Source organism: Sutcliffiella horikoshii (assembly GCF_021991925.1).
Classification (GTDB): Bacteria; Bacillota; Bacilli; order Bacillales; family Bacillaceae_I; genus Sutcliffiella_A; species Sutcliffiella_A horikoshii_F.
The window spans coordinates 1-26,154 of the sequence record NZ_RXZI01000003.1; the positions used below are offsets into that span (position 1 = coordinate 1).

Annotated in this window: 17 protein-coding genes, 22 tRNA genes and 2 rRNA genes; 38 read left to right on the top strand and 3 right to left on the bottom strand. The window is 44.1% G+C overall.

Annotated elements, in window-relative coordinates; all coding sequences use genetic code 11:
* The 29 genes from EKQ44_RS09550 to EKQ44_RS09690 all read left to right on the top strand — a co-directional run.
* Positions 1 to 1,377 (top strand): 23S ribosomal RNA (locus EKQ44_RS09550); the annotation flags it as partial.
* A 121-nt stretch (positions 1,378 to 1,498) separates the two neighbouring features.
* Positions 1,499 to 1,615: ribosomal RNA gene (rrf, locus tag EKQ44_RS09555) — 5S ribosomal RNA — on the top strand.
* Between the two features lie 8 nt (positions 1,616 to 1,623).
* Positions 1,624 to 1,699 (top strand) — tRNA-Val (locus EKQ44_RS09560).
* A 39-nt stretch (positions 1,700 to 1,738) separates the two neighbouring features.
* Positions 1,739 to 1,814: transfer RNA gene (locus tag EKQ44_RS09565), tRNA-Thr, on the top strand.
* Between the two features lie 4 nt (positions 1,815 to 1,818).
* Positions 1,819 to 1,894, top strand: a tRNA-Lys gene (locus EKQ44_RS09570).
* Positions 1,895 to 1,902: 8 nt separating this feature from the next.
* Positions 1,903 to 1,983: transfer RNA gene (locus EKQ44_RS09575), tRNA-Leu, on the top strand.
* Between the two features lie 16 nt (positions 1,984 to 1,999).
* Positions 2,000 to 2,074, top strand: a tRNA-Gly gene (locus EKQ44_RS09580).
* An 8-nt stretch (positions 2,075 to 2,082) separates the two neighbouring features.
* Positions 2,083 to 2,171, top strand: a tRNA-Leu gene (locus EKQ44_RS09585).
* Between the two features lie 37 nt (positions 2,172 to 2,208).
* Positions 2,209 to 2,285 (top strand) — tRNA-Arg (locus EKQ44_RS09590).
* Between the two features lie 4 nt (positions 2,286 to 2,289).
* Positions 2,290 to 2,366 (top strand) — tRNA-Pro (locus EKQ44_RS09595).
* Between the two features lie 20 nt (positions 2,367 to 2,386).
* Positions 2,387 to 2,459, top strand: a tRNA-Ala gene (locus tag EKQ44_RS09600).
* Between the two features lie 163 nt (positions 2,460 to 2,622).
* Positions 2,623 to 2,699, top strand: a tRNA-Met gene (locus tag EKQ44_RS09605).
* Positions 2,700 to 2,703: 4 nt separating this feature from the next.
* Positions 2,704 to 2,780, top strand: a tRNA-Ile gene (locus EKQ44_RS09610).
* Positions 2,781 to 2,795: 15 nt separating this feature from the next.
* Positions 2,796 to 2,888, top strand: a tRNA-Ser gene (locus EKQ44_RS09615).
* Between the two features lie 181 nt (positions 2,889 to 3,069).
* Positions 3,070 to 3,146 (top strand) — tRNA-Met (locus tag EKQ44_RS09620).
* A gap of 3 nt (positions 3,147 to 3,149) precedes the next feature.
* A tRNA-Asp gene (locus EKQ44_RS09625) sits at positions 3,150 to 3,225 on the top strand.
* A 19-nt stretch (positions 3,226 to 3,244) separates the two neighbouring features.
* Positions 3,245 to 3,317: transfer RNA gene (locus EKQ44_RS09630), tRNA-Phe, on the top strand.
* A 27-nt stretch (positions 3,318 to 3,344) separates the two neighbouring features.
* Positions 3,345 to 3,420 (top strand) — tRNA-Thr (locus EKQ44_RS09635).
* 25 nt (positions 3,421 to 3,445) lie between these two features.
* A tRNA-His gene (locus tag EKQ44_RS09640) sits at positions 3,446 to 3,518 on the top strand.
* An 8-nt stretch (positions 3,519 to 3,526) separates the two neighbouring features.
* A tRNA-Gly gene (locus EKQ44_RS09645) sits at positions 3,527 to 3,600 on the top strand.
* A gap of 7 nt (positions 3,601 to 3,607) precedes the next feature.
* Positions 3,608 to 3,684, top strand: a tRNA-Ile gene (locus EKQ44_RS09650).
* Positions 3,685 to 3,704: 20 nt separating this feature from the next.
* Positions 3,705 to 3,779: transfer RNA gene (locus tag EKQ44_RS09655), tRNA-Asn, on the top strand.
* Positions 3,780 to 3,784: 5 nt separating this feature from the next.
* Positions 3,785 to 3,875 (top strand) — tRNA-Ser (locus EKQ44_RS09660).
* Positions 3,876 to 3,883: 8 nt separating this feature from the next.
* A tRNA-Glu gene (locus EKQ44_RS09665) sits at positions 3,884 to 3,955 on the top strand.
* 523 nt (positions 3,956 to 4,478) lie between these two features.
* On the top strand, positions 4,479 to 6,362 hold the full coding sequence (glgB, locus tag EKQ44_RS09670; RefSeq protein ID WP_237663819.1) for a 1,4-alpha-glucan branching enzyme: 1,884 nt from the start codon (positions 4,479 to 4,481) through the stop codon (positions 6,360 to 6,362).
* A gap of 3 nt (positions 6,363 to 6,365) precedes the next feature.
* Positions 6,366 to 7,523, top strand: a complete 1,158-nt coding sequence (locus EKQ44_RS09675; protein WP_237663341.1) for a glucose-1-phosphate adenylyltransferase — start codon at positions 6,366 to 6,368, stop codon at positions 7,521 to 7,523.
* A 36-nt stretch (positions 7,524 to 7,559) separates the two neighbouring features.
* Positions 7,560 to 8,576 (top strand): GlgC family sugar phosphate nucleotidyltransferase, encoded by a 1,017-nt coding sequence (locus EKQ44_RS09680; RefSeq protein ID WP_237663342.1) that lies wholly within the window; start codon positions 7,560 to 7,562, stop codon positions 8,574 to 8,576.
* Positions 8,573 to 10,024, top strand: a complete 1,452-nt coding sequence (gene glgA / locus EKQ44_RS09685; RefSeq protein WP_237663343.1) for a glycogen synthase GlgA — start codon at positions 8,573 to 8,575, stop codon at positions 10,022 to 10,024. Before EKQ44_RS09680 ends, glgA begins: the two co-directional genes overlap by 4 nt.
* Positions 10,014 to 12,419, top strand: coding sequence for a glycogen/starch/alpha-glucan phosphorylase (locus EKQ44_RS09690; protein ID WP_237663344.1), 2,406 nt, complete (start codon positions 10,014 to 10,016; stop codon positions 12,417 to 12,419). The genes glgA and EKQ44_RS09690 overlap by 11 nt, the downstream gene beginning before the upstream one ends.
* Before the next feature lie 96 nt (positions 12,420 to 12,515).
* On the opposite strand, the gene EKQ44_RS09695 is transcribed toward EKQ44_RS09690, so the two are convergent.
* Positions 12,516 to 13,244, bottom strand: coding sequence for a lipase family protein (locus EKQ44_RS09695; protein WP_237663345.1), 729 nt, complete (start codon positions 13,242 to 13,244; stop codon positions 12,516 to 12,518).
* 134 nt (positions 13,245 to 13,378) lie between these two features.
* Here EKQ44_RS09695 and EKQ44_RS09700 point away from each other — a divergent pair, with 134 nt between their 5' ends.
* Complete coding sequence (locus tag EKQ44_RS09700; protein ID WP_237663820.1) at positions 13,379 to 13,828, top strand: DUF1801 domain-containing protein; 450 nt, start codon at positions 13,379 to 13,381, stop codon at positions 13,826 to 13,828.
* Between the two features lie 39 nt (positions 13,829 to 13,867).
* On the opposite strand, the gene EKQ44_RS09705 is transcribed toward EKQ44_RS09700, so the two are convergent.
* Positions 13,868 to 14,611: a TraR/DksA C4-type zinc finger protein gene (locus EKQ44_RS09705; RefSeq protein ID WP_237663346.1), complete on the bottom strand. Its 744-nt coding sequence runs from the start codon at positions 14,609 to 14,611 to the stop codon at positions 13,868 to 13,870.
* Positions 14,612 to 14,959: 348 nt separating this feature from the next.
* Positions 14,960 to 15,898, bottom strand: a complete 939-nt coding sequence (locus EKQ44_RS09710; RefSeq protein ID WP_237663347.1) for a 1,4-dihydroxy-2-naphthoate polyprenyltransferase — start codon at positions 15,896 to 15,898, stop codon at positions 14,960 to 14,962.
* 470 nt (positions 15,899 to 16,368) lie between these two features.
* Between EKQ44_RS09710 and EKQ44_RS09715 the strand changes: the two genes are divergently transcribed.
* The 8 genes from EKQ44_RS09715 (at position 16,369) to EKQ44_RS09750 (ending at position 26,147) form a co-directional block, all read left to right on the top strand.
* On the top strand, positions 16,369 to 17,763 hold the full coding sequence (locus EKQ44_RS09715; protein WP_237663348.1) for an isochorismate synthase: 1,395 nt from the start codon (positions 16,369 to 16,371) through the stop codon (positions 17,761 to 17,763).
* Positions 17,760 to 19,529 (top strand): 2-succinyl-5-enolpyruvyl-6-hydroxy-3-cyclohexene-1-carboxylic-acid synthase, encoded by a 1,770-nt coding sequence (gene menD / locus EKQ44_RS09720; RefSeq protein WP_237663349.1) that lies wholly within the window; start codon positions 17,760 to 17,762, stop codon positions 19,527 to 19,529. The genes EKQ44_RS09715 and menD overlap by 4 nt, the downstream gene beginning before the upstream one ends.
* Positions 19,519 to 20,328, top strand: a complete 810-nt coding sequence (gene menH, locus EKQ44_RS09725; RefSeq protein ID WP_237663350.1) for a 2-succinyl-6-hydroxy-2,4-cyclohexadiene-1-carboxylate synthase — start codon at positions 19,519 to 19,521, stop codon at positions 20,326 to 20,328. The genes menD and menH overlap by 11 nt, the downstream gene beginning before the upstream one ends.
* A 22-nt stretch (positions 20,329 to 20,350) precedes the next feature.
* On the top strand, positions 20,351 to 21,172 hold the full coding sequence (menB, locus tag EKQ44_RS09730) for a 1,4-dihydroxy-2-naphthoyl-CoA synthase (protein WP_064097428.1): 822 nt from the start codon (positions 20,351 to 20,353) through the stop codon (positions 21,170 to 21,172).
* A 98-nt stretch (positions 21,173 to 21,270) separates the two neighbouring features.
* Positions 21,271 to 22,758 carry an o-succinylbenzoate--CoA ligase gene (locus EKQ44_RS09735; protein ID WP_237663351.1) on the top strand — a complete coding sequence of 496 codons (1,488 nt, stop codon included), beginning with the start codon at positions 21,271 to 21,273 and terminating at the stop codon, positions 22,756 to 22,758.
* Positions 22,748 to 23,863, top strand: coding sequence for an o-succinylbenzoate synthase (menC, locus tag EKQ44_RS09740; protein ID WP_237663352.1), 1,116 nt, complete (start codon positions 22,748 to 22,750; stop codon positions 23,861 to 23,863). The genes EKQ44_RS09735 and menC overlap by 11 nt, the downstream gene beginning before the upstream one ends.
* Before the next feature lie 398 nt (positions 23,864 to 24,261).
* Positions 24,262 to 25,188 (top strand): metal ABC transporter solute-binding protein, Zn/Mn family, encoded by a 927-nt coding sequence (locus EKQ44_RS09745; protein ID WP_237663353.1) that lies wholly within the window; start codon positions 24,262 to 24,264, stop codon positions 25,186 to 25,188.
* Between the two features lie 212 nt (positions 25,189 to 25,400).
* The gene (locus tag EKQ44_RS09750) at positions 25,401 to 26,147 is read left to right on the top strand and encodes a metal ABC transporter ATP-binding protein (RefSeq protein ID WP_237663354.1); all 747 of its coding nucleotides are present in this window, start codon (positions 25,401 to 25,403) and stop codon (positions 26,145 to 26,147) included.
* The last annotated feature ends 7 nt before the right edge of the window (positions 26,148 to 26,154 follow it).

The following is a 26,154-nucleotide window of genomic DNA, read 5'->3' on the forward strand; positions in this document are numbered from 1 at the left end:
TAAGGCTGAGCTGTGATAGCGAGGGAAATATAGTACCGAAGTTCCTGATTTCACACTGCCAAGAAAAGCCTCTAGCGAGGAGTATGGTGCCCGTACCGCAAACCGACACAGGTAGGCGAGGAGAGAATCCTAAGGTGAGCGAGAGAACTCTGGTTAAGGAACTCGGCAAAATGACCCCGTAACTTCGGGAGAAGGGGTGCTCTGTTAGGGTGTTAAAGCCCGAGAGAGCCGCAGTGAATAGGCCCAGGCGACTGTTTAGCAAAAACACAGGTCTCTGCGAAGCCGTAAGGCGAAGTATAGGGGCTGACGCCTGCCCGGTGCTGGAAGGTTAAGGGGAGAGGTTAGCGCAAGCGAAGCTTTGAACCGAAGCCCCAGTAAACGGCGGCCGTAACTATAACGGTCCTAAGGTAGCGAAATTCCTTGTCGGGTAAGTTCCGACCCGCACGAAAGGCGTAACGATCTGGGCACTGTCTCAACCAGAGACTCGGTGAAATTATAGTACCTGTGAAGATGCAGGTTACCCGCGACAGGACGGAAAGACCCCGTGGAGCTTTACTGTAGCCTGATATTGAATTTTGGTACAGCTTGTACAGGATAGGTAGGAGCCTGAGAAGCCGGAGCGCTAGCTTCGGTGGAGGCGTCGGTGGGATACTACCCTGGCTGTATTGAAATTCTAACCCGCAGCCCTTATCGGGCTGGGAGACAGTGTCAGGTGGGCAGTTTGACTGGGGCGGTCGCCTCCTAAAGAGTAACGGAGGCGCCCAAAGGTTCCCTCAGAATGGTTGGAAATCATTCGCAGAGTGTAAAGGCACAAGGGAGCTTGACTGCGAGACCTACAAGTCGAGCAGGGACGAAAGTCGGGCTTAGTGATCCGGTGGTTCCGCATGGAAGGGCCATCGCTCAACGGATAAAAGCTACCCCGGGGATAACAGGCTTATCTCCCCCAAGAGTCCACATCGACGGGGAGGTTTGGCACCTCGATGTCGGCTCATCGCATCCTGGGGCTGTAGTCGGTCCCAAGGGTTGGGCTGTTCGCCCATTAAAGCGGTACGCGAGCTGGGTTCAGAACGTCGTGAGACAGTTCGGTCCCTATCCGTCGTGGGCGCAGGAAATTTGAGAGGAGCTGTCCTTAGTACGAGAGGACCGGGATGGACGCACCGCTGGTGTACCAGTTGTCTTGCCAAAGGCATAGCTGGGTAGCTACGTGCGGACGGGATAAGTGCTGAAAGCATCTAAGCATGAAGCCCCCCTCAAGATGAGATTTCCTTTTACTTCGGTAAGTAAGATCCCTGAAAGATGATCAGGTAGATAGGTTCGAGGTGGAAGCATGGCGACATGTGGAGCTGACGAATACTAATCGATCGAGGACTTAACCCAACAATAAGTAATTTTATGAACGATAGGAATTCTTGATATGAACACATTATCTAGTTTTGAAGGAACAAGAAAGTTGAAAAACTTCTTGATTTTCTTTCTCAATTTTGTATAATATTATTTGTCTGGTAATGATGGCGAAGAGGTCACACCCGTTCCCATACCGAACACGGAAGTTAAGCTCTTCAGCGCCGATGGTAGTTGGGGGATCTCCCCCTGTGAGAGTAGGACGTTGCCAGGCGGATATATGGAGGATTAGCTCAGCTGGGAGAGCACCTGCCTTACAAGCAGGGGGTCGGCGGTTCGATCCCGTCATCCTCCACCAAGATTTTTTTACACTAGTGAAAATAATCATCCATAATATGCCGGTGTAGCTCAGTTGGTAGAGCAACTGACTTGTAATCAGTAGGTCGTGGGTTCGACTCCTATCGCCGGCACCATTTTGTGCCATTAGCTCAGTCGGTAGAGCATCTGACTTTTAATCAGAGGGTCGAAGGTTCGAGTCCTTCATGGCACACCATTTATCTTGCGGGTGTGGCGGAATTGGCAGACGCGCTAGACTTAGGATCTAGTGTCCTTGACGTGGGGGTTCGAGTCCCTTCACCCGCATTGTAATTTTATATTAGCGGAAGTAGTTCAGTGGTAGAACACCACCTTGCCAAGGTGGGGGTCGCGGGTTCGAATCCCGTCTTCCGCTCCAACAGACTTGCCGGGGTGGCGGAACTGGCAGACGCACAGGACTTAAAATCCTGCGGTAGGTGACTACCGTACCGGTTCGATTCCGGTCCTCGGCACCAGAGTTTTTTACAACAGTAAAATGACTTTCATTTATAAGCGCCCGTAGCTCAATTGGATAGAGCGTTTGACTACGGATCAAAAGGTTAGGGGTTCGAGTCCTCTCGGGCGCGCCATTATCGGGGAGTAGCTCAGCTTGGTAGAGCACTTGGTTTGGGACCAAGGGGTCGCAGGTTCAAATCCTGTCTTCCCGACCATTAGTTTTCAACCTTGATATGGGGCCTTAGCTCAGCTGGGAGAGCGCCTGCTTTGCACGCAGGAGGTCAGCGGTTCGATCCCGCTAGGCTCCACTTTAATACTTTTACTTTTTGGCGGTGTAGCGACGAGCATGACTTCAAGAATTTGCTCCGAGTTGTCCCGACGGATTAACATCCTTGAATTTGCTTGCAGAGGAAGGGACACAGACCAGTAACATTGGTGCCTGTTAATCCTAATGAAATACTTTTACTTTTTGGCGGTGTAGCTCAGCTGGCTAGAGCGTACGGTTCATACCCGTGAGGTCGGGGGTTCGATCCCCTCCGCCGCTACCAAAAAGGACCTTTAGCTCAGCTGGTTAGAGCAGACGGCTCATAACCGTCCGGTCGTAGGTTCGAGTCCTACAAGGTCCACCAGTTCTTTCTATACGCGGAGGAATACCCAAGTCCGGCTGAAGGGATCGGTCTTGAAAACCGACAGGGGTGTCAAAGCCCGCGGGGGTTCGAATCCCTCTTCCTCCGCCATATTATCTTTAGAATATGGTGAGTATAGTTTCTATAGTATTATCGCGGGGTGGAGCAACGAGCATAAGCTTCTTGTATAAGCTTCGAGTTGTACCGATCGACACACATCACTGAATTAACATTGAGAGATCGGGACAGTTGATACTAATATGCATGAGATTGAAAACTTCATTAATATTATCGCGGGGTGGAGCAGTCCGGTAGCTCGTCGGGCTCATAACCCGAAGGTCACAGGTTCAAATCCTGTCCCCGCAACCAAATGGTCCCGTGGTGTAGCGGTTAACATGCCTGCCTGTCACGCAGGAGATCGCCGGTTCGATCCCGGTCGGGACCGCCATTTTTTATCTTTATAGTTTGGCTCGGTAGCTCAGTTGGTAGAGCAATGGACTGAAAATCCATGTGTCGGCGGTTCGATTCCGTCCCGAGCCACTTTGTTTTTTCTAATGATTTTTTAATGCCGGTGTAGCTCAGTTGGTAGAGCAACTGACTTGTAATCAGTAGGTCGTGGGTTCGACTCCTATCGCCGGCACCATCTCTTTTAAATAAATATTATTATGGCGATTGTGGCGAAGTGGTTAACGCACCTGATTGTGGTTCAGGCATTCGTGGGTTCGATTCCCATCAGTCGCCCTTTTTTAGCGGGTGTAGTTTAATGGTAAAACCTCAGCCTTCCAAGCTGATGTCGTGGGTTCGATTCCCATCACCCGCTCCATTTTTATGGGCCTATAGCTCAGCTGGTTAGAGCGCACGCCTGATAAGCGTGAGGTCGGTGGTTCGAGTCCACTTAGGCCCACCATTATATATATACCGTTTTATTCCACCATAGCTCAGCGGTAGAGCATTCGGCTGTTAACCGAAGGGTCGTAGGTTCGAATCCTACTGGTGGAGCCATATCTGGGGAAGTACTCAAGTGGCTGAAGAGGCGCCCCTGCTAAGGGTGTAGGTCGTGTAAGCGGCGCGAGGGTTCAAATCCCTCCTTCTCCGCCAGAATATCTGGCCCGTTGGTCAAGCGGTTAAGACACCGCCCTTTCACGGCGGTAACACGGGTTCGAATCCCGTACGGGTCATCAAAAAGTTGTGGTATTTTTAAAAATATCATGGCTTTTTTTATTTGTCTTTTTTTATTACTTCCTTCTTTCACTCCTCCATCTTCCCTTAATCTTTCCATAAAAAATAGATCGGCAACATATGTTATACCCTTTTCTTTTTCATCTCAAACGCTTTTTTCAATAATATATTTAATATATCAGAATAATAAGCAAATGTAAGCGTGTACAATTCATTAGTTTCTCTATAATTCCCCTAAATAGTTTTCGACATATTACTACAAAAGTCCTCCTAGTATTTGGTCGAATCATCTCCTTTTGTAACCCCTTACAAAAACGTTGGTAAATCAAGAGTTCTTGTAAAACAACAATGAAAACGATTTCCTATAAAACATAATATTCGACAAAATCCCCTATTGATATAAATTATGTTGTTTTATGTCATACGATTCTGACTTGTCGTATAAAGGAGAATATTATAAAAAAGAGAATAGTAGTGTATAACATTATTCTTTTTATATGGAATGACGGAAGGGTGAAAAAATTGATTGCTACAAGTTCGACGGATTTTCAACTGCACCTTTTTCACGAGGGGACGTTACATAAAAGTTATGAACTTTTCGGAGCACATATCGTACGCCATCGCAAAAAGGTGTTGGGAACCAGGTTTACTGTTTGGGCACCTAATGCGAAAGCGGTCCGTGTCATGGGTTCTTTTAACGAGTGGAACGGGCAGAAGCATCCCCTGGAAAGATTGAATAATGAGGGTGTGTGGAGCATCCATATAGAAGAAGATTTGAACGGACATTTATATAAATATGAAATAGTTACACAATCAGGAGAGATTTTACATAAGGCGGATCCTTTTGCTTTTCATGCAGAGGTGCGCCCTAATACAGCTTCCATTGTCTATGATATGGAAGGTTATAAATGGAAAGACCAGAATTGGCGCCGAAAGAAAAAACGGAAACTGGTTTATGAAAAACCAATGTTCATATATGAGCTACACCTTGGTTCCTGGAGGAAAAAAGAGGGGGATGTGCTCTTTTCCTATAAAGAGTTGATTTCCGAGCTTATTCCTTATGTAAAGGAGCATGGCTTCACTCATATTGAATTGCTTCCGTTAGTAGAGCATCCCTATGATCGTTCTTGGGGATATCAAGGTACAGGGTACTATGCTGCTACGAGTCGGTATGGAAGTCCGGTTGACCTGATGGCTTTCATCGATGCATGTCACCAAGAAGATATCGGTGTGATATTGGACTGGGTTCCTGGTCACTTCTGTAAGGATGCCCATGGCTTATATATGTTTGACGGAGCACCTGTCTTTGAATATGAGAACTATCATGACCGGGAGAATGAGGTGTGGGGGACTGCTAATTTCGATCTTGGCAAGCCTGAAGTGCGAAGTTTTCTCATTTCCAATGCCCTGTTTTGGATGGAGTATTATCATGTAGATGGTTTCCGGGTGGATGCTGTGGCAAATATGTTGTATTGGCCGAATTCACAAGAGGAGCATGCGAATCCGTTTGCCCAGCAGTTTCTGAAAAAGTTAAATGAGGCCGTTTTTGAGAAGGATTACAGTGTGCTGATGATTGCGGAGGATTCTACGGATTGGCCTCTTGTCACCACTCCAACTTCTAGTGGAGGCTTAGGATTCAACTATAAATGGAATATGGGATGGATGAATGACATTCTACGGTATATGGAGGCATCACCCGAGCAAAGGAGGCATCTGCACGATAAAGTGACATTTTCCATCGTGTATGCATTCTCCGAAAATTTCATTTTACCGTTTTCGCACGATGAAGTCGTTCATGGAAAAAAATCACTGCTTAACAAAATGCCAGGTGAGTACCATGAAAAATTTGCTCAGCTTAGGTTATTGTATGGATTTTTTCTAGCCCATCCCGGGAAAAAGCTTCTTTATATGGGGGGAGAGTTCGGACAGTTCGATGAGTGGAAGGACCTGGAGCAATTGGATTGGTTCTTGATAGATCAATATGAAACTCATCAACAGCTTCATCATTATTTTAAAGAGTCATTGTCTTTTTACCACAATCAAAAGGCTTTGTATGAATGGGATCATGAGGCGGAAGGGTTTGAATGGATTGATGCGGACAACCGGGATCAAAGCATCTTCTCTTTTATCAGAAGAGGCAAAAAACCTGGAGATATGTTGGTTATACTATGTAATTTCACTGGCGCTTCTTATGAAGGCTTTAAAGTGGGAGTACCCCTTTTGGCGGATTATGAAGAAATATTCAATTCTGATCAGCAAAAATTCGGTGGAAGTGGCCTTGTGAATGATAAGGAAATTAGTGCACAAGAGGGAGCATATCACGGCATGCAATATCATATGATGGTCAATGTTGCTCCGTTTGGAGTAAGCATGTGGAAACCAAAGAAAATTAGAGGGGAGAGGTAGCGGATGTCGAAGAATAAATGTGTAGCAATGTTACTAGCAGGAGGAAAAGGAAGCAGGCTCAGTTCCTTGACGAAAACTCTAGCCAAGCCGGCCGTCCCTTTTGGTGGAAAATATAGAATCATAGATTTTGCATTGAGCAATTGCACAAACTCAGGCATTACTACTGTTGGGGTACTTACTCAATATCAGCCGCTGGTACTGAATTCCTATATCGGCATTGGGAGTACATGGGACCTTGATCGTAAAAATGGGGGAGTGACCGTACTACCTCCTTATACCGAATCTTCGGGTGTCAAATGGTACACAGGGACCGCGAGCGCAATCTACCAGAATATCAATTATCTAACGCAGTATGAACCGGAATATGTGTTGATTCTCTCTGGTGACCATATTTATAAAATGAATTACGAGGAAATGTTAGATTACCATATTCAAAAGGATGCAGATGTCTCCATCTCCGTAGTGGAGGTACCATGGGAGGAAGCAAGCAGATTTGGCATTATGAATACTAACGAGAAGCTGGAAGTAGTGGAATTTGACGAGAAACCGGCCCATCCTAAAAGCAACCTGGCGTCCATGGGAATTTATATTTTCAAATGGTCTATTTTGAAAGAGTATTTGGAAATGGATGACAGAAACCCAGAATCCAGCCATGACTTCGGGAAGGATGTCATTCCTTTGTTATTAGAAGAGAACAAGAGATTGGTTGCTTATCCTTTCAAAGGTTATTGGAAGGATGTCGGGACAGTTAAAAGTCTTTGGGAAGCGAATATGGACTTATTGAAAGAAGATTGTGAATTGAATCTGTTTGAGTATGACTGGAGAATCTATTCTGTTAATCCAAATCAGCCTCCACAGTTTATTGCCCCGTACGCAGACGTGAAGGACTCTCTAGTGAATGAAGGCTGCTTCATTGAAGGAAAAATCGATCATTCTGTGTTATTCCAGGGTGTAAATGTCGGCAAAAACTCTGTGATCCAAAACTCTGTTATTATGCCTGATGCAATAATAGGTGAGAATGTCTATGTGAACAAGGCAATCATTCCTGCAGGTATCAAAATTCCAGATGGTGCCGTCATTTGCCCAGAGAAGAATGAAGACGAGATTATTTTAGTGACAGAGGAAATGATGGATAAAGGAATTTTCTCCACAACCCGTTAATAGACGCAAAAATCAAACACAGGAAGGGTGTCATTTATGAATAAATCAATGCTTGGGATCATCGATGCAACAATCCATAATGAAGATATGCAGGAGTTGACGTTGAAGCGTTCAATAGCTGCCGTTCCTTTTGGCGGCCGTTATCGATTGATAGACTTTGTACTATCCAATATGGTCAATTCCGGAATACAGAATGTAGCCATCTTTCCGCGTTACCAGTACCGATCTCTTATGGATCACCTTGGATCGGGGAAACAGTGGGATCTGGATCGCAAACGTGATGGATTGTTTTTCTTCCCAAGTTCGGAGAATGTGAATACTGGTTCCTTTCAGCATTTTAAAGAGAATGAGGACTTTTTCGTGCGGAGCAATCAGACATATGTTGTTATCGCCAATAGTTTTACAGTATGCAATATGAATTTCAAACAAATTTTAGATCGCCATATTCAAAATAGATGTGATATCACGCATGTGGTGAAAGAAGAAGAAACTCTGGATATGTATGTCTTAGAAAAAGATTTACTTGTCAAATTATTCATGAATCATGAGCAAACAGGGTATAGAAGTATCATGGATGTGGTGCAGGACATTACGAGCGGTTATAAAATATGCAACTATGAATATACGAATTACGCTGCAGTGATTGATTCCTTGGAGAGCTATTATGGGCACAGCCTGGAGCTGTTGGATCCTTCCGTCTGGAAGCAGGTGTTTGTAAAGAACCAGCCTGTCTTTACAAAAGTAAAAGATGAGCCGCCAACAAGCTACTCAAAAGATGCTTATGTGAAGAACTCCATGATTGCCAATGGTGCCATCATTGAGGGGCATGTGGAAAACAGTATCATCTTCCGGGGCGTCAGAATTGGGAAAGGTACCGTGGTCAAAAACAGTATTGTTATGCAAAAAGGCATTATTGGAGAGAATTGTGTTTTAGATTCTGTCATTCTAGACAAAGATGTGAAGGTAGAGAACCGAACGGTAATAACAGGTAAGGAAGATTCCCCTTATTTAGTGAAAAAAGGATCAGTACAAGGAGCTCTGATGAATTCGTGAAAGTATTGTTTGTCGTATCCGAATGTGTTCCATTTGTGAAATCAGGAGGCTTGGGCGATGTTGCGGGAGCATTGCCTAAGGAATTGAAGAAGCTTGGTACGGATGTGCGAGTCATCCTGCCTAAGTATGGGCAGATTCCTGAACTATTTAAAAATAAAATGAAAAGGATACAGACCACATTTGTTGATGTGGGGTGGCGCCACCAGTATTGTGGCGTGGAAGAACTGACACATGAAAATGTAACCTATTATTTTATTGATAATGAATACTATTTCAATCGCGATTCCCTGTATGGCCATTTCGATGACGGGGAACGCTTTTCCTTTTTCTGTCGTGCGGTATTGGAGAGCATGACTGCCATCGATTTCATTCCAGATGTCATCCATTGTCATGACTGGCATACTGGCATGGTCAACTTTATCCTCGAGCGGGAATACAAGCAAAATCCACGTTTTGAACATATTCAAAGCGTCTTTACCATCCATAATCTACAGTTCCAGGGAGTCTTCCCTCCTAGCATCCTGCACGACCTGCTAAGGGTTGACTATAAGCATTTCACTGCTGATGAACTAGAATTTTATGGAAATGTTAATTTCATGAAGGCGGCATTGGTCTCATCCGGTTACATAACCACCGTTAGTCCAACGTATAAGGATGAGATACAGACGGCCTACTTCGGTGAAAAATTGGATGGGGTACTCAAGGCTAGGAGCGACGCGCTAGTAGGAATCATTAATGGAATTGATGATGAGTTATATAGCCCTGAAACCAATGAATACATTGAAGCAAATTATTCTGCCAACAAGATGGAGAATAAAAAGCTGAATAAAGAGGCCTTGCAAAATTTATGCGGGTTGCCTGTAAAAGAAGATACCCCGATCATTGCCATGGTCAGCAGGTTAACAAAGCAGAAGGGGTTGGACCTTGTCACTTGTGTATTGCATGAAGTGTTGGAAGAGGATGTACAGGTGGTTGTACTTGGAACAGGTGACCCTCAATTTGAACAATATTTCCGTGAACTGTCCTACCGTTATCCGCAAAAGGTGAGAACCTTCATCGGATTCGATGAACCGCTTGCCCATCAGATTTATGCGGGGGCTGATATGTTCTTGATGCCTTCCCGTTTTGAACCATGTGGGCTTGGCCAGTTGATCGCCCTACGTTACGGGACGATTCCGGTCGTAAGGGAAACCGGTGGGCTGAATGATACGGTCACTTCTTACAATGAAACCACTTTGGAAGGTAACGGGTTTTCGTTCACAAACTTCAATGCCCACGATATGCTGTATACCCTCAGACGTGCCATCAGCTTTTATGAGCAGCCAGAAGTATGGAATGGCATTATGAAAGAAGCAATGGAACGAGATTATAGCTGGGCGAAATCAGCATTCAAATACAATCAATTGTATTCAACCTTAATGGCTAGGAGTGGAGTGCATGTTCTCTGATAAAGAAAAGTTCAAGACAGCCTTTTTAAAAAAGCTGGAGAGTATGTACGGGAAGAGCTTTCAGGAATCAACATCAAGAGACCATTATCATACACTCGGAAATATGGTGCGTGAATATATAAGTGCCAACTGGATTACGACCAATGAACGAAATCGCGCCGCAGATGAAAAACAGGTGTACTATCTTTCCATCGAATTTTTATTGGGTAGGTTACTCGGAAGTAACCTATTGAACCTCGGAATTCAAAGTGTGGTCGAGGAAGGCTTGAAAGAGCTTGGACTTGATCTATCCACAATTGAGGAGATTGAAGCGGATGCTGGGCTTGGAAATGGGGGTCTTGGCCGTCTCGCTGCATGTTTCCTTGACTCGCTTGCTTCCTTGGATCTACCGGGACATGGCTGTGGAATCCGTTATAAGCATGGTCTGTTTGATCAGAAGTTTGTCGACGGCTATCAGGTGGAACTACCGGAGCAATGGCTGAGACATGGAAACGTCTGGGAAGTCAGAAAGCCTGACCAGGCTGTGGAAATTAACTTCTGGGGCAAGGTGGAATCCTATAAGGAAGATGGAAAAGAAAAGTTTAGACATGCAAAAGGAGAAGCGATAACTGCTGTACCATATGACATGCCGGTTGTCGGTTATCAAACAGATACAGTCAATATGCTGCGTCTTTGGAGTGCAGAGCCAGCGCCTTTCCCAACTAATAAAGATATCATGCAATATAAGCGTGATACAGAAGCAGTATCTGAATTCTTGTATCCCGATGATACCCATGATGAAGGAAAGATATTACGCCTCAAACAGCAATACTTCCTGGTAGCTGCGAGTATTGGCAGTATTATACGCTCCTACCGTAAGAAGAATGGAAGTTTAATAGATTTCCATAAGCGGGTCACCATCCATATCAATGATACCCATCCTGTGCTGGCCATCCCTGAACTGATGAGGATACTGCTGGATGAGGAGGATATGAGCTGGGAGGAAGCATGGGAGATAACTTCCCATACCATTTCCTATACAAATCATACCACCCTATCAGAAGCGTTGGAAAAATGGCCAATTAACATTTTTCAGCCGTTGTTGCCACGTATCTATATGATAGTGGAAGAGATCAATGAGCGCTTTTGTGCAGATTTGTGGAAGAAGTATCCTGGTCAGTGGGGACGTATTGAGGAAATGGCGATTCTTGCCCATGGTTTGGTGAAGATGGCACACTTGGCGGTTGTCGGTAGCTTCAGTGTGAATGGTGTGGCTAAAATTCATACGGAAATTTTGAAGAACCGGGAAATGCGTTTATTTTACGAAGCTTTCCCGGATAAGTTTAATAATAAAACGAATGGAATTACACATCGCCGTTGGCTGTTAAAGGCAAATCCGCAGCTGACCTCCCTTATCCAGGAAACTATAGGCCACGGCTGGATGAAGGACACAACACAGCTTCGTCAGCTTGATGTATATGCAAACGATTCCGCTTTTTTGGATAAGCTGGATCAAGTAAAGCGTGAGCGTAAGCAGATTCTTGGAGAACGGATAAGAAAGCAGACAGGGATTATCGTCGATTCAGATAGCATATTCGATGTCCAGGTGAAAAGGTTGCATGCCTACAAGCGTCAGTTGTTAAACGTGTTTCATATTATGTATCTTTATAACCGATTGAAAGAGGATAGCAGTTTCGATATACATCCAAGAACATTCATTTTTGGAGCGAAGGCTTCACCTGGTTATTATTATGCCAAACGGGTTATCAAACTGATAAACTCCTTGGCGGATAAGGTGAATAATGATCCTGCAATCAATGGACGTTTAAAGGTCATCTTCTTGGAAAACTATCGTGTATCCTTGGCGGAGGATATCTTTCCTGCAGCCGATGTGAGCGAACAGATCTCTACTGCCAGTAAAGAGGCATCAGGAACCGGAAATATGAAGTTCATGATGAATGGAGCTTTGACCATCGGTACCCTAGATGGGGCAAATATAGAGATAAAAGAAGAGGTCGGCGAAGAGAATATGTTCATTTTTGGTCTGACAGCGGAACAAGTGCTGAACTATTATCAGAACGGGGGATACCGTTCTAGTGAATATTATCACCATGATAAACGTATCCAACAAGTCCTAGAACAGCTTGTCAACGGCTTCTTCCCGGATGTGGATGACCACTTTGAACCGATTCACGATTCTTTGCTGATGCAAAATGATGAATATTTTGTCCTAAAGGATTTTGCATCTTATATAAGTGCGCAGGAGCGGGTGGATGCAGCCTATCGGGATCGTAACCATTGGCTGACCATGAGCGCCAAAAACATCGCACACTCCGGTTTCTTCTCAAGCGACCGGACCATCAGGCAATACGCCGACGAAATCTGGGGACTCCAACCGAGCTATAGCAAACGATAACAAAGAGAGAGGGGCAAGCTGGCCCTTCTTTTTTTTGTCCATTCGACGTCGGTAACGAAAATCCTTTGGGGGTCTGACCCCCTTTTGAACTTTTTTTTACAACTTTTCCTTCATTGCCTTGATATAGGTTTCGATGCTGTGGTTTTTGACGATGGAGCCTTGTGTTAGCAGGAAGCGTGATGGTGTTTGGGTGTGTTTGTAGTGCCAGGTTTTTTTGCTGATGGGGGCGACGACTTTTGTCGGTGGAACAAATGGAACCAAGTCAGCCAGGTTCACGAAACGGATGGATGCGGGAACAGTCTCGTTGAAGAGATTGGCAAATGCTTCGTCGCCAACCCTTGGAGCGCCATATGTGTAGATGTAGACCGCTGAGAAGTCCGTGTTCAACGCACAATCCAAAGAAAATAGGGTGGCCAGTGCACCGCCGAGACTATGACCAGTCACAAAAAGGCTTTTAGAAGAGTCCAGGCTTTTCAGAAGGCTCAGAAGCTCTTCCCGCATGGATTCATAAACGGAAAGGAAGCCACCATGGACAAGAGGTTGCGCTTGGCAATACGGAAATGGTTTCTGAAATATTTCGGCATCAGCTATCCAGTCGGGATCCGTCTGGGTGCCTCTGAATGTAATGATAATGGCATCTTCATTTTCTAAAACGAAACCGAACCATTCTAAGCTATGGAAGGATACCCCCTTAAATTCTTTCATCAACTCAAAACCAGGTGGAATGGAAAAGATGCCATTCTGGTGATATTGATCGTAGGCTAACTGACAGCATTCAGCTAGGAAAATAGCCCATTCCTTGGATAAAATATTTCGGTAGTACATTTCATATCCCTCACTTTTAGAAAAACTCGTGTGGTAACGGCCTATGATAATGTATTGATGCAGGAAGGAAGTGGTGCCTATTTTTGCTGAAGGAAAAGGAAAAGTCAGCTGGTTTGTGGAACTACTTTTATAGAATGATTTCTAAAGGAGGAACAACGGTGGCTTATGAGTTGAAAACAAAAGAAACAGATAGCAGTGTAATAGATTTTATTGAAGGAGTGGATAGTCCAAAGAAACGGGAAGACGCTTATAAGCTCTTAGCTATTTTTACGGAAACGACAGGGTATGAGGCCAAAATGTGGGGGCCAAGTATAATAGGGTTCGGTTCCTATCATTACAAATATCCAACGGGCCATGAAGGGGATGCACCATTAGTAGGTTTTTCACCTAGGAAAGCGAAAATAAGTCTTTATTTTGCGACAGGTGATTCGAAAAGGGAGGAACTGCTGAAGGAATTTGGGAAGCATACGACCGGTAAGGCTTGTGTGTATATAAATAAGGTTGCTGATATTGATGAGAATGTATTGAAAGCGTTAATTAACCAGTCTGTTGCGTTTTTAAAAGAAACCTATCCACAAAAATAAGCAAGGCCGCCTCGTTGTGATAGAGGCGGCCTTACCTTTTTATTCTGTATAGGGATCCTTTTCATACCCGTGTAAATCTCCGAAGGATGTCATGATTCCTTCTTCATCTAGGGCATCCTCATAGGCCTCGTGCTTGATGGATGGGTAAACGGTGACATTTTGTCCGTACATATCGGTGCCTACAAAGTTTTCGTAGTCCTCAACATACCCTTCATTTTCTTCGCTTTCCACATATGTGCGGTCGTAGTTTTCCACATCATCCGAGAAATCGGATGGTGATTCCGATGTACCGTAGCGTTGCACAATTTGCCATGTGTCTTCTGCGTCAAAAGCAACCCCTTCGGACTCGTCGTATTCAAAACGCCCATATGGCGGCATCAGTACTTTTTCTTCCACCGGACGGTCATGGGAGACGACTTGGTCTGGGCTGTGTTCCTTGCAATAAGTGGTAGTAGGAAGGGCGTCGAGTCTTTCTTCATCGATCTCTTTTCCGCAGACCTCACACTTACCATAAGTCCCTTCAGCCATTGCTTGGAGGGCGTGATTAATATCTTTCATTTCTTTTTCAGCATGTTCATTTAGGGCAATATCCTTTTCGCGCTCATACAGTTCGGTACCAAGGTCTCCTGGATGGTTATCGTAAGCAGAGAGTTCACTTACTGATTCGTAGGGATGTTCTTGTTCAAGCTGGTAGTGGTCATTTTGGTCCAGGTGGGTTTGAAGTTCCCTTTTTGTATCTTCTAGCTGTTGCTTTAAACGGTTTATTTTATCAGGGGATATCATAAATAGACTCCTTTCAAATACCTGTCTATTTGTATTATGAACGTTCCCTTTGAAAAACATGATTGCCAATTAAAAAAAGCTGACACGTTTAAGTGTCAGCTTTAGACTGTTGCCAAACTCTAATCATCTTTAGTTTTGCATTATCTTTGTTCTTCGTTCCAGGCGCTACGCTTTCCTGCGGGCGGTCCGTAAGCCTCCTCACACCGCTTCAGGGGTCTTACCTGTCCCTTCCTCCCGCGGGAGTCTGTGCGCCTTCCACTACGATCAACATGGGTATTGCATATTTCATTAAGATTATACTTTGTCTACACACTGGACTGACACGATTAAGTGTCAGCTTCTTGTTGATTAGATAAAGTATCCTACAAGCAATCCGATTCCAAGTAGAAAGCCGAAAATGGTGTTGGTTTTTGCTGTGGCCACCATCGCAGGCATCATCGTTACGTTGCTGTTATTATTTGTAAAACCTTTGATTGCAGAAAGTGGTTTCGCGATCGATAGGAAAACTAATAATAACCAGAAGGATGCGTATCCGGAAACGATAAAGAGCACAATAAGTGCATAGGAAACAATGAACATTGCTGCCAGTAGGATGATCGCGTTTTTCCGTCCAAGAAGAATTGCGACTGTTTTACGCCCATTTTCTTTGTCACCGACTATGTCCCTGATATTATTTGCCAGAAGGATTGCTCCGACAAGAATGGAAATAGGAATGGAAATCAGCATGGCAGTACCTGTAATCGCACCAGTTTGGATATAGAATGAAATCAGGATAATGACAAATCCCATGAAGAATCCTGCTACAATCTCTCCAAATGGGGTATAGGCAATAGGGTAGGGACCTCCTGTATAAAAGTACCCAGCTGCCATGCATGCCGTCCCGATCACTGCCAACCACCAGGTGGTATTCATACAGATAAATACTCCAAGTAACGTGGCTATTCCAAAGAATAGGAAAGCTAAGCGGATAACGGTTTCAGGTTTGACGCCGTGTCGGACTATTGCGCCGCCGATCCCGACCGAGTTTTCATTATCCAGCCCTTTTTTGAAATCGTAGTATTCATTGATCATGTTCGTGGCAGCTTGTATTAAAAGGCTTGCTATCAACATGGCAAAAAATAGTGGCCAGTCTATAGTTGTGTCATATAGTGCGAGTGCCGTCCCTATGAATACCGGTACAAAAGCCGCGGTCAAGGTATGTGGTCGAAGCAAGTTCCACCACACCTTCCATCTTTTCTCAGTAGGTGCTTGAAAGCTTGTCTCTGTTTGTATTGTCTGAGGTTGCATTTATGACCCCTCCATCTATTAGTAGGGCTATACTGAAATAGCCATGGGAAAAGCGAAAACGTTACATTATAAAGCTATTTTCGTAAACTTTGTTGCTTTAACGTATTTTGAGAATATCCTTTATATTCCTTACTGTCGTGCTCTTTTCCCTGCAATACGGAATAAACTCCCTGCATGTCTGGAGTAAGTATGCAGTAAAAAGTCCAATTGCCGACTTTTTCCTAGTGAATACAACAATCTTTGAGAAAAGAGCCTATTATAAATACAATATAAGTGTATGTAAAGGGACAAAGGGTGTCAACGGTTTTTCAGAAGAAACAAAGGAAGAATTTACATGGTAATATTATAAGGAAGAAACTCGAAAGAAAACAGTTCATTTTGTTGACATAAAAAGGTTTTGAGGTGTATCTTTAAGGAAGCTATTCGAGAGACAAAGTCTTGCGGTAACAAGGCCTCGGGGGGAGTCTTACATGATTACAATACCATATAACCATATAGTGAGTTTATGGGAGGAAGCGAAAACAAGAGCGACCTCGATAAACCAGTCGGTCTTAATAAGTTATACGAAAAAAGTGGAACAGCTAGATCCCCTGCAATTTTTTCAGAAGTGTGAACAGTTCTTTCCGGGACAGCGCTTTTTCTGGTCCAACCCAGATCATTCCCATATGCAGGTTGGTGCAGGAGTAACAGCAGAGTTCACTGCAAATGGAGAAGAAGACAGGTATCATCACATTGAAAATCAATGGAAGCGTTTTATACAAGCTGCAGTATACAAAAGTGAATCACCGAATGTAGGGCCAGTCTGCTATGGTGGCTTTTCCTTTGATCCAAAAAAAGAAAAGACAGGGCTCTGGGATGAGTTTGCCGATGCTCTTTTCATTTTACCGACATTTATGCTTACGAAAATAGAGAATCAAACATATATTACGGTCAATTATTTAAACAATTGTGAGGAAGCCTCACTCAAGGAATTAGTCAGAATGGAAGAGGAGCTTTTGAATGTCTCTTCTATTAAGCATGCCAAAACCACGTCCATTGTAAAATGCTTGGAAATGGATCCTGTTGAATGGAAGGAATCCATTTCGGAAGTAACGAAGCGAATTACAGAAGGCGAGATGGATAAGGTCGTACTGGCGAGAGAACTCCGTGTACTTTTTCAAGACAAAGTAGATGTCACACCAGTTCTGCAAAATCTCTTGGAAGAGCAGGCGAACAGTTATTTATTTACAATTGAAAGAGGGACGGACTGCTTTTTAGGAGCAACTCCCGAGCAATTAGTAAAAAAACAAAGTGGTAAAGTCGAATCCATGTGTTTGGCAGGTTCGATTGCCCGTGGCGCAACCATGGAAGAAGACGTTCAATTTGGTAAAGCGCTACTGACAGATGAGAAAAACATGCATGAGCATGATCTAGTCGTCCAGATGATACGTGCATCCTTAGAGGAAGTTTGCGAACAGGTAAGCACACCATCTGAGCCCAACCTGTATAAAATGAAGCATATTCAGCATCTTCATACCCCGGTGAAGGCAAAAGTAAAAGAGGATAGTAGCATAGCGGACTTGGTGAAATTGCTTCATCCTACTCCAGCCCTCGGGGGATTCCCACAAGATATCTCCTTGGAGACGATAAGGGAAGTGGAGAGGTTGGATAGGGGTTGGTATGCGGGACCACTTGGATGGATGGACTGGAAGGAAGATGGGGAATTCATTGTGGCTATCCGTTCCGGACTTTTGCAGGGAAGCGAAGCCTCTCTATTTGCAGGATGCGGGATTGTCGGAGATTCCGATCCGGAGAGCGAATACAACGAAACCCAGATTAAATTCCGACCAATGTTATCAGCACTAGGGGGCAGTTTGACACAATGAATGCAACAAACGACATGACCTATTATCTTGCGGCATTTGTAGACGAATTAGTAAAAAGCGGGTTGGAAAATGTGATCATCAGCCCTGGATCCCGTTCCACCCCTCTTGCCCTTTTAATGGCAGAGCATCCGGACCTAAAAGTTACTGTCTTAATCGACGAACGCTCAGCGGCATTTTATGCACTCGGCCTGGCGAAGACAAGCGATAAACCCGTGGCCATCCTTTGCACATCCGGAACCGCAGCCACTAATTACTATCCGGCGATTGTGGAAGCCTTTCAATCAAGGTTACCTTTGATTGTCCTGACAGCTGACCGGCCTCATGAGCTCCGGGATGTGGGGGCTCCACAAGCTATTGATCAGTTGAAAATGTATGGGGATTATGTGAAGTGGTTTGTGGAAATGTCCCTTCCTCAGGATACTAGAGCAATGGTCCGCTATGCTCGTAACATGGCTGCACGGGCAGCAGGAACTTCCCTGAGTGCTCCTGGTGGGCCGGTTCATCTTAACTTTCCACTTCGCGAACCATTAATCCCAGATTTAGAAGCAGTGGATCTATGGTCTAAATATAAGGAAAATAATGATTCCATCGTGGAAGTCAGTGTTGGCGACTATTCCATTTCTGATGATCGAGCTTCTTATTTTGCAAAGTTATTGAACGAACGAAAAAGAGGGGTCATTGTTTGTGGGGAGTTGCCCCAATCAAAGGTGGAAGCTTTCACAGAAGCCATTACAAGGCTATCAGCATCTCTGCAGTATCCGATTTTTGCAGATCCTTTGTCTGGATTAAGGACAGGTACCCATTCAAAGGTTACCATTATGGAGGGATATGATGCCTTTCTTCGTTCGGATGAGGTGAAAGAAAAGGTGCAACCGGAAGTGATTATCCGATTCGGTGCGATGCCTGTGTCCAAATCTTTGATGCAATACATAAGCAAAGCCACTAATGCTATTCACATTGTGGTGGACGGGGATGGTGGTTGGAGAGATCCAACACTTCAAGCAAACTATATGATACATGCGGAAGAAGCTCACTTTTGTGAGAGGGTGAATGCCCAGCTGGAACCTCGTCGGACCAGTGAATGGCTGAATTCTATCCAATCATGGAATGATAAAACCAAAATGGTTCTATTAGCGGAGAAAGTGGATAATATGTTCGAGGGAAGGGTCATAACAGAGCTTCAGGAGATACTTCCGAATAAGTCCGCTATTTTTGTAGGAAACAGCATGCCGATACGAGATGTAGATACCTTCTTGCATTGTGAGGATAAAAAATTGACGGTGCTGGCGAATAGAGGGGCAAATGGGATTGATGGTGTAGTATCGACAGCACTTGCAGCAAGTACTGTCTATGAAAATCTCGTACTGGTCATCGGTGATTTGTCTTTCTATCATGATATGAATGGATTGCTTGCTGCCAAATTGCAAAAGTTAAACGTAATCATTGTTCTGATAAACAATAATGGTGGGGGTATCTTTTCTTTCCTTCCACAGTCAAAAGTAGAGCAACATTTTGAGGCATTATTTGGGACACCGACACATATGGATTATAAGCATGCCGTGAAGCTGTATGATGGGAAATACACGCTTGCATCTAATTGGCATGATTTTAAGGGTGCGATGGTCGATTCTTTAAACAGTGATGGATTGAAGGTTATTGAAGTACCAACAAATCGGGAAGAAAACGAAGCCCTCCATCGGAAATTGTGGAAAAATGTTTCCCAGGAAATGATTTTGTCGATGGAGACGAGATTCGATGAAAATTAACGGGGTAACCTATCATGTCGATGTGATAGGTGATGGCGAACATCACGTCCTTATGTTGCATGGATTTACAGGAAGAGGTTCTAATTTCAAGGAGATGATTTCAGGATTTCCTGGTTCAGGGGATTTTACTTTCATTTTGATAGATCAACTTGGGCATGGGAAAACTGATATACCGATGGATCCAAAAAGGTATAACATTGAAAATGCAACGGCTGATTTAAAAGAAATAATTGATAAACTAGGTATTTCAAGAGTATCTCTATATGGATACTCCATGGGAGGGCGCTTAGCGCTTTCTTTTGCGATTTCTTATCCTTCTTTCGTGAGAAAACTAGTGTTGGAAAGTTCCTCGCCAGGTCTGAAAACGAATGAGGAGCGTTCGAAAAGGCAACAGGCAGATGAGAAGCTTGCTGAAAAAATTCTAGGAGAAGGGCTCCAGTCCTTCGTGGAATTCTGGTCGAATATTCCACTGTTTGAGTCCCAAAAAGTTCTTCCAGAGAGTAAACGCAAGGGAATTTATGAGCAGAGAATGGACAACTCCGCTATAGGTCTGGCCAATAGCCTTCGCGGGATGGGTACAGGGATTCAGCCATCCTACTGGGAGCATCTTACACAGATCAGGTTCCCGGTTCTTTTAACAGCAGGCGAGTGGGATGAGAAGTTTGTCTCGATTGCTCAGGAAATGATTAAAAGGATAGAAAAATCGCATTTTATAAAAATAAGTGAAGCGGGACATGCAATTCATGTGGAGAAACCACGAAAGTTTGGTAAAATAGTAAGTGAGTTTTTGTCGAACTAATTTATTTAGGGAGGAAACAGACATGGCAAGAGAATGGATAGCAGGTCCAAAACAGTTTGAAGACATTTTATATGAAACATATAACGGGATTGCAAAAATTACAATCAACCGTCCGGAAGTACATAACGCATTCCGTCCGAAAACGGTAATGGAATTGATTGAGGCATTTGCATATGCACGAGACGACTCCAGTGTTGGAGTAATCATTTTAACTGGTGCAGGGGACAAGGCGTTTTGTTCAGGCGGAGACCAAAAGGTTCGCGGACATGGTGGATATGTAGGGGAGGATGAAATCCCTCGCTTGAACGTCCTTGATCTACAACGTCTCATTCGTGTAACTCCTAAGCCGGTTGTGGCAATGGTTGCGGGATGGGCAATTGGTGGCGGACATGTATTGCATGTAGTGTGTGACTTGACAATCGCTGCTGACAATGCACGATTCGGACAAACTGGGCCAAAAGTGGGTAGCTTTGATGCTGGTTACGGTTCTGGTTACCTTGCTCGTATCGTAGGGCATAAGAAAGCTCGTGAAATCTGGTACCTATGCCGTCAATATGATGCTAAAGAAGCACTTGACATGGGTCTTGTGAACACGGTTGTTCCTTTGCAGCGTTTGGAAGATGAAACAGTACAATGGTGTGAAGAAATGCTCGAGAATAGCCCGACTGCACTTCGTTTCCTAAAAGCTGCAATGAATGCCGACACAGATGGATTGGCAGGAATTCAACAGTTTGCTGGAGATGCAACATTATTGTACTATACGACGGAAGAGGCAAAAGAAGGTCGTGACGCTTTCAAAGAAAAGAGAAAGCCAGACTTTGGACAGTTCCCGCGTTTCCCTTAATACATTTGAATCTTCTTTTGGGAGGGCAATCTAAGAGCTTTTGGCTTTTGGATTGCTCTTCTTTTTATGGGAAAACTGGTGAAAGGAGGTTGTGATAGATGACAGCATTGCCAAATTTTTTGATGAAACGGGCCGCTTTAACTCCCGACCGGATTGCAGTTGAGATGGATGATAGAAAAGTTACGTTTGGGGAGCTTTTCATCAAATCGATTCAGCTTTCGGAAAAGCTAACAGAATTGGGAGTGGAAAAAGGCGATCGGATATCTGTTTTTATGAGTAATAGCATGGAATTCGTTGAATTGCTTTTTGCTTTGAAGAATATTGGGGCGATTTCCATTTTACATAACTTGCGATTGACAGCGCAGGAATTAACGTTTCAAGTGGAGGATGCGGCATCGCGCTTTATTTTGGTGGAAGATAAGAATGAGGCTTCCTTATCAAATGTTTTTGAACCGGGGAGAATCATTCCGTTTAGCAGGTTGGTTTCTCTGAATGGACGACCTATTAGTGTGGTCGAAGAGTTCAATCTTGATGAAACGGATACGATCATGTACACAAGTGGCACGACAGGTTTTCCCAAGGGCGTTAAACAGACATATGGGAATCATTTTTGGAGTGCTACCGGATCTGCGCTGAATTTGGGCCTTCATGAGAATGACACTTGGTTATTGGCCGTTCCAATGTTTCATATCAGTGGCTTGTCCATTTTGATGAGGAGTGTCGTTTATGGCATGAAGGTCATTATCCATAAGCGCTTTGATGTGGAAGCAGTCCATCGGGATTTAATGGAGAAGAATGTAACGATTGTGTCTGTGGTAAGTGCGATGCTCCGTGCGTTATTAGAGAGGCTTGGAACTGACACGTATCCTTCTTCTTTCCGTTGCATGCTTGTGGGAGGAGGCCCGGTGCCCAAATCGATGCTAGAAGAGTGCCAAGATAAAGCCATCCCTGTGTATCAGACATATGGTATGACAGAAACATGCTCCCAGATTGTCACGCTCTCTCCCGACTCTGCTATTTCCAAATTGGGATCAGCGGGTAAACCGTTGTTTCCTTGCCAGTTAAAAATCGTGCAAAATGGGCAGGAGGCTGCTCCTGGTGAGACGGGTGAGATTGTTGTGAAAGGACCGAATGTGACTCCTGGATACTATAACCGGGAGGAAGGCACAAAGGATTCGATTCAGGATAATTGGTTATATACCGGAGACCTGGGTTATGTGGATGATGAAGGATTTTTGTTTGTGGTGGACCGGCGAAGTGATTTGATTATTTCAGGTGGGGAAAATGTGTATCCTGCAGAACTAGAAGCGGTACTTGTTTCTCACCCTTTGATAAAAGAGGCAGGGGTGACAGGTTTTCATGATGATCGTTGGGGGCAGGTTCCTGTAGCATTCGTCGTGATAAATGAGTTCGGGTTGATTGATAAAGAAGAATTGCAATTTTTCTTGAAGGAGCGCCTGGCAGGCTATAAAGTGCCAAAGCAGGTTTACTTGGTGGAGGCACTGCCAAGGAATGCTTCCAGTAAACTGATGCGCAGAGAGCTATTGAAGTTGGTGCCGGAGGGAGATGGTATCTTTGAGGATTGAGAAGGTTGAGCTGTTTTTGACATCCATGGAACTTGTCCAACCCTTCCGCACTCACCTGGAAACCGTAAAAGAAAGAGAAAGCATCTTGGTGAAGGTGACAGATGTTGATGGTTATTGCGGCTGGGGGGAAGTAGTGGCTTTCTCTTCTCCATGGTACACAGAAGAGACCATTGAAACCGCTTGGCATATGTTGACGGAATTTTTTATTCCATGCATATTGAAGGGGGATTGGCATCGCCCCGAAGATGTGAATGCTGCACTCCAAATTTTCAAGCGAAATCCAATGTCCAAAGCAGGCTTGGAAATGGCGGTATGGGACCTGTTTGCCAAGCGTTCGGAGTTGTCGTTATCGGAGTATATAGGCGGAGTGCGAAGCTCGGTGAAGGCAGGAGTTGTCGTAAGTGTCGACTCTCCACAAAGGATGCTTTCTACAATAGGGAAGCGTCTAGAAGAAGGGTATGAACGGGTGAAGGTGAAAATAGAGCCCCACAATGATGTGGAAGTCCTTAAAATGATCAGGGAGGCTTATCCGGAGCTTGCTTTACTTGTCGATGCTAATTCTGCCTATACGCTTAAAGATTCAGATCGGTTAGCTTCAATGGATACATTAAACTTGCTGATGATTGAGCAGCCGCTTGCAGCAGACGATATAGTGGAGCACGCCGAACTCCAAAAGCGATTATCTACCCCCATTTGTTTGGATGAGAGCATCGTTTCCTTGCAGGATGCAAAAAATGCCGTGGCGCTTGGCAGCTGCAAAGTAATGAGTATTAAGATCGGGAGGGTTGGCGGCTTGACCAATGCCATTGCGATTCATGATTTGTGTGAAAATAGTGATATTCCTGTTTGGTGTGGGGGAATGTTGGAGACGGGTATTTCGCGAGCATTCAACATTGCTTTGGCCTCCCTTCCGAATTTTACTATCCCAGGTGATATTTCTGCATCCAGTCGGTACTGGAAGAGAGATATAACAATCCCTGAAGTTGTGGTGGAAAATGGGGAAGTGGAAGTGCCAACCGAACCTGGTATAGGTTATATAGTGGACGAAGAGTATATCAAAGAGATCAGTACAAGGATTCAAACTTTCAGAATGCAAGAAACATAACCATAAACAAAAAAAGTAAATTTTTTCGAAAAAATGAAAGAGAAATTAATACAAAAGCCCACTGGCACTCCAGTGGGCTTTTGCTCGTTAACTTTATTTAGATTCGACAAGGAACGAGGAATTCCTTTGGGGGTCTGACCCCTTTTTTTTATTTTTTCAGTTTTTTCGTTCTTGACAAAAGTTTGCTTAGGGTTTAAGTTTTGTATGAGGGCAACTTTTTGAGTTGTGGCTTAAATTAATGTGTTTGGTCAAGTTTGGTCGCACCATTTTGCTGATTACTGCATAAATTGGTCTAGGAGTTAGTGGGAATGTGTGTATTTTTTTACCATAAAAATTGCATTAGAGAAACTTTTGTTACTTAGAGCAATATAAATAGAGTTAAAAGGAGAGGGTAGGAAGTGAAATCAATTTGGATTAAATTATTGCTTTTAGGATTACTTGTATTAGGTCTGGCGGGTTGTAACGCCAAGGCCGGAACAGACGAGGATGACACCATCAAGGTTACCACGACAATTGCCCAGATCGGTGATATTGCAAAAAATATTGGCGGAGATAAGGTACAGGTAGAGAGCCTGATGGGTCCGGGAATTGATCCCCATTTGTACCAGGCCTCACAAGGAGATCTGCGTAAACTCAGTAATGCGGATATCATTTTTTATAATGGGCTTAGACTAGAGGGGAGAATGGGGGACATTTTGAATAAAATGTCCAAAGATAAACCAACAATTGCTGTTGCGGAATCCATATCCACAGATCTGCTCTTAAATGATGAAGAGGAGGCAGGGAAGTTGGATCCCCATGTTTGGTTTGATATCTCTCTTTGGTTGCACGCAGTAGAAGAAGTGAAAGATTCCTTGATTGAACTAGATGAAGAAAATGCCGCCTATTATGAAGAAAATGCAGAGGAGTATATTCAGAAGCTTGAGGAATTGGATACTTATGCGAAAGAGCAAATTGCAACAATACCTGAGGAGAGCAGGGTACTCGTTACAGCACATGATGCATTTAAATATTTTGGTGAGGCATACGGAATGGAAGTTACCGGTTTGCAAGGGTTGAGTACGGATGCGGAGTTCGGCTTGAATGATGTGCGATCCATTGTGGACCTCCTGGTGGAGAGAAACATAAAAGCGGTGTTTGTGGAAAGCAGTATTTCCGAGGATAGCATCAATGCTGTTGTAAAAGGAGCCGAGAGCAGGGGACACACGGTTGTTATTGGTGGAGAGCTCTACTCTGATGCCATGGGTGCAGAAGGAACAGAAACGGGGACATATTTAGGGATGTTCCGACATAACATTGATACAATCGTTGCCGCATTGAAATAGGAATTTATAAAGCTATTCAGTAGCTAAAAAACTCCTTGTTGCCTATAAGTGCAAGGTGTGAGACTCCAGCGGGAGTAGCTTGAGATATCTGAAGCTAGTGAGGGGGCTCAAGCACACGCCGTAGGATAAGGAAAAACACATGGCTCGAAAGGCAACAGGAGTTACAGGGGCGTAAAAGATTTTACAGAACAAAAAGGAAAAGGTGAACGAAAATGGAGCCAGTGAAAATAGAAAATCTGACAGTAGCCTATCATCGTAAACCTGTTTTGAAAGAAATTAGCTTCAGTGTACCGGAAGGAAAATTAATTGGTATCATCGGCCCAAATGGAGCCGGGAAATCCACTTTGATTAAAGCGGCTTTGGAATTGATACCAATAGCTTCAGGTAACATCACCATATACGGAAAATCCTATAAATCTCAGAGAAAACTAATTGGATATGTGCCACAGCGGGGGTCGGTGGATTGGGATTTTCCGACGAATGCTCTAGATGTTGTGTTGATGGGAAGGTATGGTCATATCGGCTGGTTGAAACGTCCTAACAAGAAGGATATCGAGTTTGCATATGAGTGTTTGGATAAAGTCGGGATGCGTGAATATGCGACAAGGCAGATCAGCCAGCTTTCAGGCGGGCAGCAGCAGCGTGTCTTTCTGGCAAGAGCACTTGCACAAGATGCGAGCATTTATTTTATGGATGAACCTTTTGTTGGGGTCGATGCCGCCACGGAAAAAGCGATCATCACCATTCTTAACGAGCTGAAGTCCCAAGGGAAGACGGTGCTGGTTGTTCATCACGATCTGCAAACGGTGAAAGAGTATTTTGATTGGACGTTATTGATTAACCTAAGAAAGATCGCCATCGGTCCAACGGAAGAAGTGTTTACAATAGAGAACCTACAAAAAACGTATGGTGGACGATTAGCGTTCTTAGATCAAAATCAGGCCATTGTCGAACAATAGGAGTGAC